At 46.4% G+C, this 17169-nt stretch carries 17 protein-coding genes; 5 read left to right on the forward strand and 12 right to left on the reverse strand.

The genetic code is table 11. The features are described 5' to 3' along the window. Window positions 1-8: 8 nt before the first annotated feature. The 8 genes from C1S73_RS04700 to C1S73_RS04735 form a co-directional block, all read right to left on the reverse strand. On the reverse strand, window positions 9-770 hold the full coding sequence (locus C1S73_RS04700) for an ATP-binding cassette domain-containing protein (RefSeq protein WP_081094897.1): 762 nt from the start codon (window positions 768-770) through the stop codon (window positions 9-11). A 172-nt stretch (window positions 771-942) separates the two neighbouring features. Further along, window positions 943-2247, reverse strand: coding sequence for an MATE family efflux transporter (locus tag C1S73_RS04705; RefSeq protein ID WP_038866938.1), 1305 nt, complete (start codon window positions 2245-2247; stop codon window positions 943-945). Next, window positions 2244-3026: an ABC transporter ATP-binding protein gene (locus tag C1S73_RS04710; RefSeq protein WP_038866936.1), complete on the reverse strand. Its 783-nt coding sequence runs from the start codon at window positions 3024-3026 to the stop codon at window positions 2244-2246. Before C1S73_RS04710 ends, C1S73_RS04705 begins: the two co-directional genes overlap by 4 nt. Next, window positions 3026-3832, reverse strand: coding sequence for an ABC transporter ATP-binding protein (locus tag C1S73_RS04715; RefSeq protein WP_038866931.1), 807 nt, complete (start codon window positions 3830-3832; stop codon window positions 3026-3028). Before C1S73_RS04715 ends, C1S73_RS04710 begins: the two co-directional genes overlap by 1 nt. Then, the gene (gene opp1C, locus C1S73_RS04720) at window positions 3829-4653 is read right to left on the reverse strand and encodes a nickel/cobalt ABC transporter permease (protein WP_038866929.1); all 825 of its coding nucleotides are present in this window, start codon (window positions 4651-4653) and stop codon (window positions 3829-3831) included. The genes C1S73_RS04715 and opp1C overlap by 4 nt, the downstream gene beginning before the upstream one ends. Beyond that, complete coding sequence (opp1B, locus tag C1S73_RS04725) at window positions 4650-5594, reverse strand: nickel/cobalt ABC transporter permease (RefSeq protein WP_038866927.1); 945 nt, start codon at window positions 5592-5594, stop codon at window positions 4650-4652. Before opp1B ends, opp1C begins: the two co-directional genes overlap by 4 nt. A 108-nt stretch (window positions 5595-5702) precedes the next feature. After that, window positions 5703-7289: a nickel ABC transporter substrate-binding protein gene (nikA, locus tag C1S73_RS04730; RefSeq protein WP_038866926.1), complete on the reverse strand. Its 1587-nt coding sequence runs from the start codon at window positions 7287-7289 to the stop codon at window positions 5703-5705. Window positions 7290-7569: 280 nt separating this feature from the next. Further along, a complete protein-coding gene (locus tag C1S73_RS04735) occupies window positions 7570-7818 on the reverse strand; it encodes a DUF2607 family protein (RefSeq protein WP_158654980.1) in 249 nt (82 codons plus the stop codon). Window positions 7819-8125: 307 nt separating this feature from the next. Here C1S73_RS04735 and C1S73_RS04740 point away from each other — a divergent pair, with 307 nt between their 5' ends. After that, complete coding sequence (locus C1S73_RS04740) at window positions 8126-8791, forward strand: DUF1007 family protein (RefSeq protein WP_081634752.1); 666 nt, start codon at window positions 8126-8128, stop codon at window positions 8789-8791. Beyond that, entirely contained in the window at window positions 8791-9660 is an 870-nt protein-coding gene (locus C1S73_RS04745) for a nickel/cobalt transporter (protein ID WP_038866923.1), read from the forward strand. The genes C1S73_RS04740 and C1S73_RS04745 overlap by 1 nt, the downstream gene beginning before the upstream one ends. Window positions 9661-9740: 80 nt before the next feature. Here C1S73_RS04745 and C1S73_RS04750 read toward each other — a convergent pair whose 3' ends face one another. Then, on the reverse strand, window positions 9741-10064 hold the full coding sequence (locus C1S73_RS04750) for a cupin domain-containing protein (RefSeq protein ID WP_038866922.1): 324 nt from the start codon (window positions 10062-10064) through the stop codon (window positions 9741-9743). A gap of 3 nt (window positions 10065-10067) precedes the next feature. Beyond that, window positions 10068-10874 carry a class I SAM-dependent methyltransferase gene (locus C1S73_RS04755; protein WP_038866920.1) on the reverse strand — a complete coding sequence of 269 codons (807 nt, stop codon included), beginning with the start codon at window positions 10872-10874 and terminating at the stop codon, window positions 10068-10070. Between the two features lie 212 nt (window positions 10875-11086). Here C1S73_RS04755 and C1S73_RS04760 point away from each other — a divergent pair, with 212 nt between their 5' ends. The 3 genes from C1S73_RS04760 to C1S73_RS04770 all read left to right on the forward strand — a co-directional run bounded on the left by C1S73_RS04760 (window position 11087) and on the right by C1S73_RS04770 (window position 15152). After that, entirely contained in the window at window positions 11087-11767 is a 681-nt protein-coding gene (locus tag C1S73_RS04760) for a Crp/Fnr family transcriptional regulator (RefSeq protein WP_038866918.1), read from the forward strand. A 201-nt stretch (window positions 11768-11968) separates the two neighbouring features. Further along, window positions 11969-14224 carry a TonB-dependent hemoglobin/transferrin/lactoferrin family receptor gene (locus C1S73_RS04765; RefSeq protein ID WP_038866916.1) on the forward strand — a complete coding sequence of 752 codons (2256 nt, stop codon included), beginning with the start codon at window positions 11969-11971 and terminating at the stop codon, window positions 14222-14224. A gap of 94 nt (window positions 14225-14318) precedes the next feature. Beyond that, complete coding sequence (locus C1S73_RS04770) at window positions 14319-15152, forward strand: heme/hemin ABC transporter substrate-binding protein (protein ID WP_038866914.1); 834 nt, start codon at window positions 14319-14321, stop codon at window positions 15150-15152. Between the two features lie 80 nt (window positions 15153-15232). Here the strand turns inward: C1S73_RS04770 and C1S73_RS04775 are convergent, their stop codons facing one another. Both C1S73_RS04775 and C1S73_RS04780 read right to left on the reverse strand, forming a co-directional pair. Further along, window positions 15233-15568, reverse strand: a complete 336-nt coding sequence (locus C1S73_RS04775; RefSeq protein ID WP_005426222.1) for a zinc ribbon domain-containing protein YjdM — start codon at window positions 15566-15568, stop codon at window positions 15233-15235. Between the two features lie 142 nt (window positions 15569-15710). After that, window positions 15711-17138 carry a 6-phospho-beta-glucosidase gene (locus C1S73_RS04780; RefSeq protein ID WP_038866911.1) on the reverse strand — a complete coding sequence of 476 codons (1428 nt, stop codon included), beginning with the start codon at window positions 17136-17138 and terminating at the stop codon, window positions 15711-15713. Window positions 17139-17169 lie beyond the last annotated feature (31 nt).

The raw sequence follows: 17169 nt of genomic DNA on the forward strand, positions 1-17169 counted from the left end.
AGATGAGGTTAAGGCAGCAGTTGCGCAAGTTGTTGGCAGAAAGGATGCGAACTTTGCTGAATAGCTTGCCATGGCGCTCCATAGGCCACCATGGTGTTGTCCGCAATCACCAAGACTTTTTCACACGCCAAAGCCGCAGACAGATCGTGCGTGATCAACAAACCACTGATGTTGCGTTGCTGAACACTGCTGCGGAACAACTCAAGGATCTCCGCTTCGGTGATTGGATCGAGCGCACTGGTGGGCTCATCAGCGATGATCAAGTTGGCACTACCAAGCAACGCAATCGCAATACAAATACGCTGGCGCTGACCACCAGATAACTGGCTTGGATGCTGCGCCAATGCTGCTTTTGGATCTGCAAATCCGAGTTGAGACAACAAGGCTGTCACCGTATCTCGGTTTGCTGAAGACAAGCGCGTTTTGTTGCCCGTCAATGCCAAACACAGTTGTTGTTCGACAGACGCCAATGGGTTCAGCGCTTTAAGTGCATCTTGGAAAATGACCGCGGGGCGCTGCGGTTGACTACGTTGCAGCATGGCAGTTTGTGCGACCTCACTGCTGTTAAGCTGGATACTTCCGTCTACCCAAATATCAGACGGCAAAAAACCTGCGACGGCTTTCGACAACATGGATTTACCAATGCCGGAAGGTCCCATAATGGCAAGAACTTCACCTTGAAACAGCTCAAAAGAAATGTCTTTGAAGAGTGTACGTTCTGAGTCTGTAAGGCTGAGATTATTAACGGAGAGTATTGGTTGAGAAATCACGACATCAAACTAAATGTAACAATATAACATAACGATAGTATCACGCAGGCCTGAGCAAGAAAACAACTCAGAGGGGTTATTTCATCACCTTTTTCACGCTTTTATCAGCAAGGGCAGATGGCTCCGCCCTTGCGATAAAAAATCGCAATAAAACCGATTGTAAAAACGTGAATTACTGACACTTTTGTTTTACTTGATCGAGGTACGGGAACAAGAAGACAAAGCGCCCAACGTAGAACAAAGTGAATGCCAGCCACAAACCGTGATTGCCCCAATATTGCACCGCAATAAATTGAGTCACTAAGAACAACACCATGGTTAAGAAGGTAGAGTTACGAACTGGTCGCGTCGTACCTGTACCGGTAAAGATGCCGTAAAACGTCAGACCAAAACCAGAAACCAACGGGAATGCCAATAACCAAGGGCTCATGTCCAAATACAGCTCAACAAGGTTTGGCAAAGTGGTAAATAACGACACCACTTGGTGTTTGAACAGCACCAACAGCAAGGTCAATACAACAACGAACGCCGCGGTCCATTGCGTGTTTAACTTAATCACGTTATCAAGCAATGTCGGATTCTTCTGCCCTACCGCTTTACCTGCAAAGACGCTCGACGCATTCGCCACACCATCGAACATGTAGCTGACGATGAAGGTTACTTGCATCAAGATTGCGTTCGCCGCGAGCACATCAGAGCCAAGCTGAGAGCCCACACGCGCGATCATGTTGAAGAACACCAATAGACACACAGTACGAAGCAGCAGATCCATATTGGAAGATGCGATAACTTTGAGATCTTTACGCGTCATGCTCGCTGTTTGAATGTAATCAAACAGCGGGAAGCGACAGGTTTTCAACACCAGCACCGCACCAATAACAAACGTCGAGATTTGCGCGATAAGTGTCGCTACCGCAACGCCAGCAATACCCATATCGAAGTACAACACAAAGACGATATCTAGCACGATGTTCAGCACGTTACCAAACACTTGCGTGAACAAGGTTTCTTTGGCTTTCGCCTGCCCCATTAACCAACCAATCACGGTGTAGTTCAGCAGTACAAACGGCGCACCAAAGATCATGATATCGAAGTAAATCTTAGCGTTTTCGGCCACGACTGCATCAGGGGAGATAATCAGCTCTGCCCCCATCCAAATCACGGACTGCAACGCAATGAAAATCAAGCCAAGGCAGAGCGAAAGCACGAAAGGACGGAATAAGCTGCTCGCTTGATCTTCTGGGCTATTTTTACCTAATGCGATTGCACTTTGCCCAGTAGTACTGACGCGGAAAAAACCAAACAGCCAATACAAGGTATTCATGATAACGGTGCCGATCGCCACACCACCAATCATCTCAGCCACACCGAGTTTACCGATCACCGCGGTATCCACCGCCCCCAATAATGGTTGGGTAACCGTAGAAACAATGAAAGGAAATGCGATTTTAAAATAGTCTTTATGAGTCAGGTTCATTCTTGGTTAAACTCAGTTTCAAATGGGATTTCTAGGTAGCCAGCGGCTTCTAGCAGTTCTTTCGTATATGGGTCGCGTACGTGCTTGAGATTACGCATGTCATCAACGCGTTCAACAATCTGACCGCCTTTGAAAAACATCAGACGATCACATAAGAAACTCGCTACCGCAATATCGTGAGTGATAAACAGGTATGAAATATTGCGTTCCTGTTTGAGCTTTTGTAGCAAGTCGAGGATCTGTACCTGAACCGACACATCAAGCGAACTTACCGCTTCATCAAGCAGGATGAATTTAGGGTTCGGTGCGACTGCACGCGCAATACAAACGCGCTGCAATTGACCGCCGCTCAATTGATGCGGGTATCGTTCCAGCATTTCTGCTTTTAGCCCCACTTCTTCGAGCAATTGAATTAATAAAGCTTCGCGCTGCGCTTTACTCATTGCTTCAGTAATCAGCGGTTCATTAATGATTTCACGCACGGTTAAGCGCGGGTTCACCGAGGTATTGTAATCTTGAAAGACCACACTGATGGCTTTGTGTGTCGGTAAGCTAGCAATCGCTTCACCTAGTACCACCTCACCACTGTCGGCAGATTCCAAGCCTAAAACAACTTTGCCCAAGGTGCTTTTTCCGCTGCCTGATTCACCAACGATACCGACACATTCGCCTTCATTTACGGTAATCGACACACCATTGAGTACATGCTGATAGCTTGGGAACAACCAACTGTCATCGTTTTTGAAAGCCTTAGTGACTTTTCGAACATCAATCAGCATTAGGCACTCTCCATCACAGATTTAAAACGATTAATCAACGCCATACGGGTATCAACTAAATAACGTGTGTGCTCGCTTTGTGGGTTGGTAAACACTTGCTTGGTGTCGCCATATTCCACGACCTTGCCTTGATTCATCACCATCACGTTATCGGCAATGTGCGAAACCAAACTTAAATCGTGACTGACGAAAATCAGGCTCGTGCCGAACTGCTCTCGCACAAATTGCAGCTCTTTGATGACCTCTCGTTGTGAGATGTAATCGATAGCTGTGGTTGGCTCATCGGCAATAATCAGCTTAGGTTTTAGCACCAAAGCCAGCGCTACCATGATGCGTTGCAGCATGCCGCCACTCAGCTCGTGCGGGTATTTCTTCAATAAAGATTGCACCGATTTTAAGTTCACTCGGGTAAGCACATCGCAGAATAACTCGGTCGCGCCTTTACTGCTCATCGCGGAGTGCTGTTTAATCGTCTCAACGGCTTGGTTACCAATCGTGAACAGCGGGTTGAACGCCGTCATTGGGCTTTGCATGATCATCGAGATTTTCTCACCACGCATTTGGCGGCGCTGCTTTTGCGGCATCGAGAATAAATCTTCGCCCTCAAAAATAGCCTCACCAGAGATGGTAAAGTGCTCGCCTAGCAAGCCGTTAATCGCATTACAAGTTAAGCTTTTGCCACTGCCCGACTCACCTAAAATGCCCAAACATTGGTCTTCTTTTAGGGTGAAGCTGACGTCAGAAACCAATTCACGATGGGTAGGTTTCTCCAATGTCACAGCAAGATTCTTCACTTCTAACATCATCGTTGCTCCGTTCTTGGGTCTAACACATCGCGCAGTGAGTCACCGAGCAAGTTACAACACGCTACCACTACCATAATCGCCGCGCCCGGAATCAGCATTTGTTCAGGGTTAGAGAACAGCACTTCTTTGGCATCACTAAGCATTGCCCCCCACTCTGGTGTCGGCGGTTGAATACCCAGTCCCAAGAAAGACAGGGTCGAAATACTTAGGATGATCCACCCCAAGTCCAAGGTAGCGAGAATGATGACCTCGGCAGCAATATTCGGTGCTAAATGCTTGCGGAAGATGAAGCTTTGCGGTGTTTTTACCGTGCGCGAATACATGATGTAGTTCTGATGATTAAACGCGATAACCGAGCTACGCACGATGCGTACATACCATGCAATCTTGGCAATGAAGTTCGCCACGATAATGTTAGTGATGCCTGGTCCCATGATACCGACGATGCTTAGCACGATGATTTCATAAGGAAAAGACAACATGACTTCACAGCCACGCATGATCAGAGCATCGACTTTGCCACGCACATAACCAGAAACAACACCAATAAAGCCACCGACCAAAGCGGTGATCACCATGGTCAGCAAGGAGTAGTAAAGCGTGGTGCGAATACCAAAAAGAAGGCGTGAGTAAATACAACGACCTAAATGGTCAGTGCCCAGCGGGTATTCCGCCGACATTGGCATCAAGGTGTTAATAACATCGGCTAAGTTTGGATCGTGCGGCGCAAGATAAGGCGCAAATGCCCCCATCAAACAAATCACGGTAAGAATAAACAAACAGGCGACAACGGTTTTGTTGCTAAAGAGGCGTTGCATCATTGGTTGTTACCTCCGGATTTCAGGCGAGGATCCACTACCGTATGTAAGATATCGATCAGTAAGTTCGATACCACGAACAAGCTGCCCATCACCAAGATGTAAGCTTGAATGATTGGGTAATCTCGATTGAAGATTGCTGCGAGTGCAAGACGCCCTAAACCCGGAATGGCGAAGATGCTTTCGATAACTACGGTTCCCGCGATCAATCGCACGATACCAATACCCAAAGCCGTCATAGAGGTTTGCAGCGAGTTCTTAAGAAGGTGTTTCCACACCACGCGATATTCAGGAATACCACGCGCTCGCGCATAAACCACGTAGTTATGATTCATCGAATCCAACATCGAGTTACGGATCAGACGAATGTACGTTGCCACATACGCCATACACAACGTAATCGATGGCAGAATAAAATGACTGAAGGTCGATGCGCCGCTGCTTGGCAGCCAGTACATGTAAATTGAGAAGAACCAAATCAGAATAAACGCGAGCCAGAAGTTTGGCATCGCTGTGCTGGCAAAGATAAACACTCGCACAATGCGATCAAACCAGTGGTCTTTATACACCGCACTGAGCACACCCATCGGAATACTCACACACACCAACAGAATCAGCGACAACCCAGCAAGCTTTAAAGTGTACGGGAAACTACGCGCCAACTCTTCAGACACGAGGCGGTTGGTGTTGGTGTAAGACACACCAAAGTCGCCTTGTAATGATGCCACCAGCCAATTGGCGTAACGCACCAAAAACGGTTTATCTAAACCAAGCTCTTGGCGGATCTCTTCAATCGCCTCTGGGCTTGGCGTCGTGTCGTTAACACGTAATGCAACTTCGGCAGGATCAGCGGGAATAATATTGACCAAGGCAAAAGCGATAAAGGAGACAAAGAAAAGTGTCACGCTTGCACTCAGTAGCCGCTTGATTATGTATTTCGCCATGCAGATACTTTCTCTACGTTTTAGTTAGAAAAGTAAAAAGACTGACACCCAATTCAGAGTGTCAGTCGTGATACTTTGGGTCAGTGTTTTGTCCACCGACGAGTGAGATTACTTAACAGACATACGTTGCAAAGGAATCTCAAATTGAGATGGGTTAAAGCCCACACCTTCTACACGCTTGTTGAAAATCGCACGGTTTTGCTCGTAGCTGATCGGGATGTAGATCGCTTGCTCGTGCAGTGTTTTCAATACGTAGGTGTAGTGCGCTTGGCGCTCGGTTTCATCAATCGCTTCTAGTGCTTCAAGGATGTTCTTATCGATTTCCGCTTTCTCAGGAATGCCCTGCTGCGCTGCGTAATCGCCGTAAACCGGTTTACGCATACCACCTAGGAACGATTGGGGATCGTAAGGTGTACCCCAAGAGATGTTGAACGATAGGTCAAAGTCACCTTGTTTCAAACGGTCACGGTGTGCCTGTTCTTCTTCACCAACAAGGTTCATTTTCAAACCCACTTTTGACCATTCACTTTGTAGGTATTGCGCGATAGTACGCTCAACCACCTTGTCACTGTCGTAAGAAAGCGTGATTTCAAAAGGCTTACCGTTAAGCTTGCGCACTTTGCCGTCTTTCTTCCAACCCGCTTCATCCAGCAGTTTTTCTGCTTGAGCAACGTCGTATTGGTATGGCGTCAGCTCGATGTTTGCGTAAGGTACGTTTTGCGCCAATAGCGTGTCTGCTGGTTGTTCAAGACCCAGCATAATGCGCTCAGCAATGATCGCTTTGTTGGTTAGATGGCTCAATGCTTGGCGAACACGCGTATCACTCAGGCTTTCACTCACTGAGTTCAGAATCAGCATACGTGTAGAAACCGGATCTGACAGGTTAGTACCAAAACGTGGATCTTTTTCAAACTGTTTGAATGATTGCGCACTGATCAACTGCAGACCGTAAACCATGTCCACCTCACCGCTGCGCAGTGACAACAGACGCGATTGGTTGTCAGGAATCACTTTCGCGATGATCTTGTCAACCTGAGGCTTTTCACCCCAGTAGTTTTCGTTGCGTTCAAACGTTGCACGTTGATCTACTACGTTGTCCGTTAGGACATAGCTACCCGTGCCGACGTAGCAATTAGTGCCATCTTTGGTTGTGCCGTCTTTGAAACATTTTGGAGAAAGGAAACGAAACGGGCGAGTCACACCAAGCTCAACAAGGAATGGGTAGTAGGATTCAGCAAATTCAACTTCGATGGTGTTGTTGTCCACCACGCGAACACTCTCTTTACCAGACTTCTCGACTTCAACCATTAGACGAATCGACTCAAGCCAAGTGTGACGGTTTGCGTTATCTAACAATGCATCAAAGTTTGCCTTCACGACGTTAGCGTCAAACTTTGCACCATCAGAAAAAGTGACGTCATCGCGCAGTTTAAATGTGTAGGTTTTGCCGTCTTCTGACGTGCTCCAGCTGGTTGCTAACCAAGGTTCAAGAACGCCGTTTTCACCAAGGTGAACCAAACCTTCGAAGATTAGGTTTTGCGCAAAAATCTCACCGCCATAAAGATGCGGGTTAAGATCGCGAATGTCGCGGTAATTGGCAAACGTGAGCGTGCTCTCTTCTGCAAAAGCACTTTGAATGGGAAGAATGGCAGAAGCAGCTACCGCAACCGCGGCGATCAGTTTTTTAGACGGCATAAACAAAACCTTTAAATGTTAATGATAATTATTATCTTTAATTATATTAATACTACAATAAGGGCAATAATCATCAAGCCCTTAATGGCATCAAACTGATGTTCATTGGCTCATAAAAAATAAGACAATGATTTAGATAGAAAAATAATTAGTTGTGCTCGTGGGTGTATCTGACAAATTCACCAGAAAACATGCTGAAAACAACAGGCGTCAAGTCCCGCAATCTCGCAACTACGACAGACGAACAGAAGTTTAAAGCTGATAGGAAATGAGCACGTAATTACGCGTGAGGAGGCGACCGAGTACGTGGCAGCTCATAAACATTGAGATGCGCTTCGGTCAGAATTGTATGATGATATTCTGGGGTTTGATTGACGACAGGCAATTCAAAATCGCTGCTGTGAACAGCCGTTTGAATCGCGTCATAGATTTCGCACTGATGTTGAAGATGCGTTTCTGGCTCCATTTCCAAATCGTGCACGATCGACAACGTACTCAAGCCGACAGGCAGCATGAGCAGTGCGAGCATTAACAGCACATTGTTGGTAAAGCGAGAAAAGTAGTTCAAATTCCACATCTCAGTGATGATGATGGGGCGAAATGTAACACCGCATTGCGTGCTAAATCTTTATCTAGATCAAGTTAACACCCTAAGTTTGAAAAATAATGAGAATTAATCTTACTTTCGATACATATTCATCAAACCTAGCCATCTCTCCTCAAACAGGCAAATCCTTATAAAATTTAGTGATAAAAAATCAACCGCGTTCAAATCACCAAAATGTTATGTTATAACAATTTCCACTTTTCATATTGCTTCACACATAGGTAATCGGATGTCCATTTTTGGATCGTTTTCTCTTTCTAGATTACGCCTAACTCTTACTGCTTTCTCACTGCTGTTTTCTTGTTTTGTCCACGCCCACCCTCATTCTTGGGTGACAATGGAAACCAAAATCAATATCAAAGAAGATAAGATTCAATCGCTCTCAATGAACTGGGAGTTTGACGCCATGACCACGGCTTACATGCTGGCGGGAGAGAAGCTCACCGACGAAAATCGAGATGAAGTACTTTCGACACTCTCTAGTCAGGTGGTTTACAACTTGTTATCAAGCCATTACTTCACCTACTTTTATGCCGACGATGAACCGATTCGCTACAAGATGGTGGAAGCAGGGTCTATCGAGATGAATGGTGCAAAAGCAACATTGAAGTTCAATCTTGAACTCGCTAAGCCCACCAGTATCTACACACCTGATCTACGTTTGCTTATTTTTGATCCAAGCTACTTCGTAGATATGAGTTGGGAACACAAACATGCCATCACCATCAATAAACCTTACGCTGATCGTTGTCATATCAACGTGGTTGAACCAAACCCAACACCTGAGCAAGTGACTTACGCGATGTCACTCTCTGTTGATGCCGATCCAGATAACGAACTCGGTCAGCTATTTACCCAAAAAGCCCTCTTCACCTGTGAGCCGGAGGAGAACTAATGGGAAACTCGCCAGTCTTCAAACGCGCTCTGTTCGCTGTGTTTAGCGTAATGCTATTAGCCATTACTCTGCATATTTGGAATCACTTCCCCGCTTACTGGATGCAGTTGATTCGGCTTCAACGTGACACGGTAAACTCACTCAGTGAATATCTGATGCTCATCAGCCAAGGGCAACTGTTGTACGGTTGGTACTTGTTGGGCTTCAGTTTTCTGTATGGTTTGCTGCATTCGGTTGCCCCTGGGCACGGTAAAACGGCAGTGACGTCAATGAGCCTGATTCATGGCTACCGTCGTCGACAAGCGCTTGTATTGGTCGCGATTATTGCCGCCTTACAAGCCGCGAGCGCGTGCATCCTTTTCGTGATTACCGCCAAGATTGCCGAGCAGTTTGCTTTCAGCCTTTCCGACAATGTTCGTCTGCTAACGCAAGGTTGTGCGGTTTTTATTATCTTATTGGCGTTGAAAGAGTTTGCGTCGGTGGTTAAACGCCGCATCAAGCAAACACCCTCTCAAGAAGATGATGATTCCGCAGATTCTAACGGCAATATTTCATGGAAAGCACTACTGCTTATCGGCTTCCGCCCTTGTACTGGCGCGGTGCTGGTTCTGTTTCTCTCTAACATGTTAGGCAGCTTAATGTGGGGCATGATCGCGACATTCGTGATGGCTTTAGGAACAGCAATGACCAACTCGATATTGGTGTTCAACGCTTTAACGATTCAACGCCAAATGAAAAACCACAGCGCCAAACCTAATGCCAACTTGAGCGATACGCTTAACCTTGTTTTGGCAGTCACCATGGTGGTATCGGGCTTTATTCTCTATAACTTTGCCAGCGTGGCAGGATTGCAGAACTTCGTCAGATAAGTACCGACAGCAATAAACGCAAAAGCCCCAACACTTGGTTGGGGCTGAATTTACATTGATTTGTATTTCAATACTGCGTGTTACTTAGGCTCGCGCAACAGGTAAAGCATTAACTTCAATGGCGTTTTTGCGATAATGCTGTGAGGCAAATGCGCGTCCATTAGCAACCAAGCGCCAGCTTTTAGTTCCTTCGCCTCTTCCTCTAGCGTGAACGTACATTCTCCTTCGAGTATTTGTGCAATTACTGGTACTGCTGCAGTATGTTCGCTCATTTCTTCACCCTCGGCGAACCCGAAGATAACACCTCGCAAACGCTCACTTTTGTACACAGGGCAACTCGTGATACCTGCTTTGGGGATATCCACTTCGCTGGCGAGATCTTCATATAAAGTGTATTCAAACATGATTTAGCTTTCCTTCTTTCTTGCGACAAGCGTTATCGCAGATAGGTTCTTTTCGTGCTTACGGAAAATCTTACGCATGCCTAACACACGCTTTCTCGCTTGCGGTTTAGTCAGTACGTTTTTCACGATTTTTAAGAACCCACTCAAGCCTTCATCGGCGATAACGCGTTTTGGTTCGAGTAAATGCATTGGAGCAACTGCTTCAAATTCAACGAAAAAACCATTCTCTTCCATCAAAGCTTTCCACTCTGCGGGTGTGATGGGTTTGGCGGGGTGTTGAATGGTCTCGGAAACTTCTCTTTGAATTGCGCGCTTTTTATCTTCATCGATAGTATCTGGCGTAATGCACAGCTCATGGATACCGTAACGACCATGAGTTGCGAGGATTCGAGCAGCCTCAGCAATAATTTCGTTTTTACGCGCATCGGATTGCATCGTCAGCATGGCTTCGCCATAAACCACAGAAGCGCATTCTGGCTCTAACCCTGTCTCTTGTGCATTCCCGACATGACAACGTTGGTTTGCACCCTGTAAGTAAGAGCGAACAATCTCCGCTGCCTGCTCATTTTGTTCGATAGCGGTGTAGCTTGCAGGGGATTTTTCCAAGCACAAACGTGCCGTGTAACCCATACCGGGCGCAAATTCGACAACGCGGTCACCACGAGTAATCGCCAACCCTTGCAACATTTTTTGTGTCAGCTCTTTGCCACCAGGACGCAGCACTTTCTTACCCAGTTGAGCGAGTACCCAGTGTCCCGGTGTTTTTGTCACTTCTCGCCCTTCATTGGGCATCGCTAATCGTTTAGACATAATGACTCCTAAGCAAAGATGGCGACGGGAACAAAAAGAACGACCAGACCGCACAAGGCAACCCATCGAAATACGTGGCTAATACCGTCCATAACTGTTCTCCTTTCTCAGGTTGGATAAGTTGGCACATCAATCAATAATGATTATTATTTGTATCTTATCCCCCAAGTCCGAATTTGCTGCTTGATAATTATCAAGCTAAGGAAAACAGCGTGCCCGGCTCTATTGTTTCGCTCCTGAACGAAGAAGAAAAAACACAACTCTTCTCAAAACGCTCGCCTTTGCATTGCGATGCAGGGCATCAACTGTTTGAACGTGGGGAACCTGCGGAAAATATGTACTTGGTAGAGAGAGGAAAAGTCTCGCTGTTTCGTTTGATGCCTAACGGAGACGAAAAGCTGTTTAGAGTGTTTATGGCGGGAGAAATGATTGCGGAAATGGCGATGTTTATGTCTCCAAGAACCTATCCGATGAGTGCCCGTGTCGATCAGGATACGGAGTTGTCTGTGTTCCACTACCAAGATGTGTTAACGGTGTTTACTCAGTCTCCGCAGACTTCATTAAAAGTCATGAACTACATGACCAATCGCATCCACCAGCTGATGGATACCGTGAACATTTTGACGCAAGTAAACGCGAACCAAAGACTGGTGATGAAATTGGCTGACTTCTATCGCGCTCAATCAAGAAGCGAAGGGAAAATCACGTTACCCGTGACAAAAAAGCTGCTCGCAACACAGTTAGGAATGACGCCAGAGACGCTTTCTAGAACGTTCAAAAAACTGAAAAACGATGGTTTTATTACTGAGTGCGAAAGTCATATCACGCTGCTAGATATTCCTGCCATGTGCGAAGCGGTGGAGTTAGCACCAGAAATATTCCAGCGAGATTGAGAGGCTGCCATCAGCGGTGTCTGCCAACTTGAACATTCCACCACCACCCAAAAGATGCAAATGAGATGCATTATTAATTGATAAAGATCAAATCTGGATGAGTAAATCTTGTTCATCATACTGCGATAATAATGATAACCATTCCCACTTGAAGCGCTAGGAGCTTTTATTTTTAGTGCGATTTTTCTAAGGAAATGCAGTATGTCTCTTTTAAAGCCAAGGGTGGCACCTTTTACATTATTGCTGCCAACGCTTATTGCCCCTCTCACCTATGCATCTAGTGATGCCGAACAACAAAAGCCAACGGCAAACACACAAAAAATGGAAACCGTTGTCGTCGTTGCGTCTCGTATGGAACAGTCTATTTCTGACGTCGCGGGTAGTGTGGCGGTTGTCAGCTCAGAAGATATTGAAAAGCAGATGGCAAACAATATCGAAGAAAGCCTGCGTTACATACCGGGCGTCAGCATGAATGGCAACTCACGTTTTGGGGCGTCAGATTTCAATGTTCGAGGAATGGAAGGAAGCCGGGTTAAAGTTCTAGTCGATGGCGTAGAACAACCAGTCGCTTACGGTTCAGGAGTCAGCGGAACTGTGATGAATGTTCTTGGCAAAGGTCAAGGGCAAGTCGAAGTTGATACGCTCACCGCGATTGAAGTCAACAAAGGTTCGTCTTCAAGTTTGTACGGCAGTGGTGCACTCGGCGGCAGCGTTTTGATGAGAACAAAATCCGCTGATGATCTCCTCCAAGGTGAAGAAGGTCATGTAAGTGTCGACGCAGGCTACCAATCTCGCGACGGCAGCTATAAAGCAACCGTCAATGCTGCACGCCAATTTAATGAAGATCTCAAAGGTATGGTTATCTTTACTCACCGCGATGGCGACGAACTTGAAACCCATGGCGATGGTACAGATGTGATTGGTGAAGGTCGTGGAAAAGCCGACCCAACGAGTTACACCTCAAACAATATTTTGTCCAAGTTAGAATTCCAAGCGAATGACGATCATCACTTTGTGTTTACGGGCCAATATTTTGAACAAGAATCTGATGGTCAGAGTCTCTCTTTAGAGGGGACATCAAGCGGTTTTGATACCTACTCAAACTATCGCTTTGAAGATACCCAACGTCGAGGTCGTGTTGGTATTGAGCACACATGGGACGCTCACTACTCCGCCTTTGATAGCCTCACGTGGCAAGCAAACTGGCAATATTCAGAAGCAAAAAACACCACCAAAGATACGCTAACCAGTTCTTTCCCACCTTGGACTAGCACTGACCGCACCAGACAACGTAACGCGGAAGACACGTCTTTGCAGTTGGATGTGCAATTCAATAAGTCATTTATGGCGGGCAACGCAAATCACGACTTTATTTACGGTGCGACACTGATCGATAGCGAATTTAAACTTGAAACTCGCGACACGAATGACAAAGGCGATGACACCAACGGCGTTGTTGAGATGCCACCAAAAACAGACGTGCGCAAAGCAGGTATCTTCGCCCAAGATCAAATGTATCTGATGGATGATCGTCTGATTGTTACCACGGGTTTGCGTTATGACATGTTCCAATACCGCCCAACGGAAGACCATCGCGATATTGATGGCAACCTAGGTGAATATAAAGATTTAGATAGCGACGCATTCACTGGTCAATTTGGTGGTGTATTCCACTTTACCGATACCACCAGCGCCTTTGCAAAGTACGCTCGTGGCTTCAAAGCGCCGACACCAGAAGAACTGTACTACAGCTTTGAGCGAAACCCGATGCCTGGCATGCATGTCATCGTACTTGCTAACCCAGACCTGAAGCCTGAAACCAGCGACTCTATTGAACTGGGCGTTCGTCAAAACTACCGTTCTTTGAATTGGGAATTGGCGGCGTACTACAACGATTACAGTGACTTCATTAACTCAACATCTTGGACTGAAGTGCATAATGGCAGCACTTACATGTACACCAAAAACGAGAACATCGACAACGCACGCATCTACGGCGTGGAGTACTCCGGTGCGTTACAACTTGGTGATGTGATGCCAGTACCAAAAGGCACTTACCTACGCCTGAGCGGCGCTTGGTCTGAGGGTGAAGACAAAGATACAGGTGATGCAATCGACAGCGTAGCACCATTAACAGGCGTATTTGGTCTTGGTTTTGATCAGGCAAATGGTCTCTACGGTTGGGAAACAACTCTAACCGCCGTTGCAGGTAAAGATGGCAGCGATTGGAGCAGCGAAGATAACTTATCAGCTCCTGGCTATGGCGTAGTTGACGTAACCGCATATGCTCAACCAGTGAAAAATCTGACGATTCGAGGCGGTGTGTTTAACTTGTTGGATAAGAAATACTGGAACTACAGCCGCGTGAAAGGGCTAACACCAGCGTCTGTTTCAAACTCTGATTCATTAACGTCACCGGGTATCAACTTCGGTTTAAACGCGAAGTACGTTTTCTAAGACACAACCCTACCATTCAGCCCCTTTCTTTTTCGGAGGGGCTTTGATTTATCAAACATACCCTTGCTCGCTTAGGGTATGTAAGGTGGAACACATGAAAAAACTCTTATGTTTGGCGCTAGCGGCTTTAGCTACAACGCCACTGCATGCAGAAGATCGTATGATTAGCGCTGGCTTTGGCGTGACAGAAGTCATCTATGCACTAGATGCACAAGATAAATTGATTGCAGCAGATTTTACCAGCAGGCACCTCATCGAAGGCGATGATATTGCTCAGCTCGGTTTGCACGTTCAGCTATCTGCTGAAGGGGTAATGGCATTACACCCTACTCACTTGATCGGCACCGATGAGATGGGCCCGCAAACCGCTGTCGACCAAATTGCAAAAAGTGGCGTCGAAGTGGTGACCATCCCTTCAGGGCAAGATGTTCCTCATCTGTTGTCTCGAATAGACACTCTGGCAGAAGTCATGGGGCATCCCGCAGAAGCAAAACAACTCAAGCAAACCGTCACATTGGACATTGAAGCTCTAGAACAAAAACAATGTAAGACAAAACCTAATGTCATTTTCTTTATGCTTGATCGCTCTGGCGCTACCCGCGTCGGTGGCGCTGATACGGCAATCGACACCATTATTACTCTCGCAGGGGCGATTAATCCTGCACAAGCACACTTTAAAGGCTATCGCTCAACCAACATGGAAGCGATGTTAGAGATGCAACCTGACTATATTTTAGTGAGCCAACGTGCATGGGATATGTATCAGAGTGCGGATAAGATTCTGGATAAATTACCAATCCTGAAATCAACGCCTGCGGGCATCAAAAAGAATATTCTTGTCGTCCCAAGTGGTGCTCTACTGGGAGGGTTCGGACTGGCCAGTATCGAGGTAGCAACAGAGCTCAATCCAACGTTTTGCCCTCAATAACTAAGCTTCGTTTAAAAACAAAAAACAGCTCCTAGTGAGCTGTTTTTATTGTTTCTGAAAGCGATATCTAAGTGCAGGTATTACGCCTTCTTCACAAACTGCGCCGTCACCATCATCTCGCCAGCGCCATCAACTTTGCAGTCGAGCTGATGATCTTTGCCGTCTTTAATGCGACGAATCACCGCTTTGGTGCCGATCTTAAGTACCAACGAACTGCCTTTTACTTTTAAGTCTTTCGCTAACGTGACCTTATCACCTTCTTGCAGCAACGTGCCGTTGGCATCTTTCACGTTTACGGCATCTTCATCTGCCGCCTGAGTCGGGTTCCACTCGTAAGCACACTCTGGGCAAACAAGATGGTCTTGGTCTGGGTAAACGTATTCTGAGTTACAGTTTGGGCAAGGAGGTAGAGACATAAGTAATTACGAGCTAATGAATTTGCCGTTATGGTAAAGGGTATTGCTCACCTTATCGAGTAGATTTGTCAAAAAGCGCCCTCACAACTTAGCCATCCTTCTTTGGTAAGGCATTTAAGATTAAGGGCGCATTTCTTTTTGATTAAAGCTCTGTACCGTTGGATGCGATAACACGCTTATACCAGTGGAAAGACTTCTTCGGTGTTCGGTTTAGCGTACCGTTGCCTAGGTTGTCTCTGTCCACGTAGATAAAGCCATAGCGCTTACTCATCTCACCCGTTGATGCCGCTACCAAGTCGATACAACCCCACGGTGTAAAGCCCATCAGCGGCACACCATCGGTAATCGCATCGGCCATGGCTTCTACGTGTTGGCGCAGATAATCAATACGGTAATCGTCTTGTACTTCGCCATTTTCATCCGGTACATCTTTTGCGCCCAGACCGTTTTCTACTAAGAACAATGGCTTTTGGTAACGGTCATAAAGCGTATTCATGGTGATACGCAGACCAAGCGGGTCAATCACCCAACCCCAATCACTAGCAGGTAAATGCGGGTTCCTAATCGACTTCACGACGTTGGCTTCACTGGTGTTATTGGAATTCATTTCTGCCGATGCACAACGTGAGGCGTAGTAACTGAATGAGATAAAATCGACCGTGTTTTTCAGCGTCTCGTAATCTTCTTCAAGAATCTCCAGCTTCACGCCTTTTTCATCAAACACTTTCTGCGCGTAAGACGGGTAATAACCACGAGATTGAACATCAATAAAGAATAAGTTCTCACGATCTTTCTGCATCGCGGTGAACACATCTTCCGGCTTACAACTGTATGGGTAGAAGTTACCACCCGCCAGCATACAACCTACTTGGTTTTCTGGATTGATCTCATGAGCAACCTTAGTCATCAGCGCGCTTGCAACAAGCTCATGGTGCGCGGCTTGATATTTCACTTGGTCGCGGTTTTCACCCTCTTGGAACAACAAACCCGCGCCAGAGAATGGGCTATGCAGAAGGATGTTGATTTCATTGAACGTCAGCCAGTATTTCACTAGCCCATCAAAAGCTTCAAAACAGGTTCTTGCGTAGCGTTCAAAAAAGCCAATCATCTTACGGTTTCGCCAAGAGCCATACTCGTTCACCAGATGCATTGGCACATCGAAATGGCACAGCGTGACAAGCGGCTCAATACCATACTTGTGGCACTCTTCAAATACGCTGCGGTAGAAATCAATGCCTGCTTGGTTTGGCTCTAGTTCATCGCCTTTAGGGAAGATTCGGCTCCATGCGATCGACATGCGAAAGGTCTTGAACCCCATCTCCGCTAGAAGCGCAATATCTTCTTTATAACGGTGATAAAAATCGATGGCTTGATGGCTTGGGTAGAACTCTTCTTCACTCAATTCCACCGAATCGACAAGGCCGAGTTTGATTGGCATTCGGTTGTCACCATAAGGGATCATATCCACGGTCGTGAGCCCTTTGCCGCCTTCTCGGTATCCACCCTCAGATTGGTTTGCTGCAATTGCCCCACCCCATAGGAAGTTTTCTGGGAACACAGATTTAGACATCTTATTTACCTCTTAACATAGAGCCACTAGC

The organism is Vibrio jasicida 090810c (assembly GCF_002887615.1).
GTDB classification, from domain to species: Bacteria; Pseudomonadota; Gammaproteobacteria; order Enterobacterales; family Vibrionaceae; genus Vibrio; species Vibrio jasicida.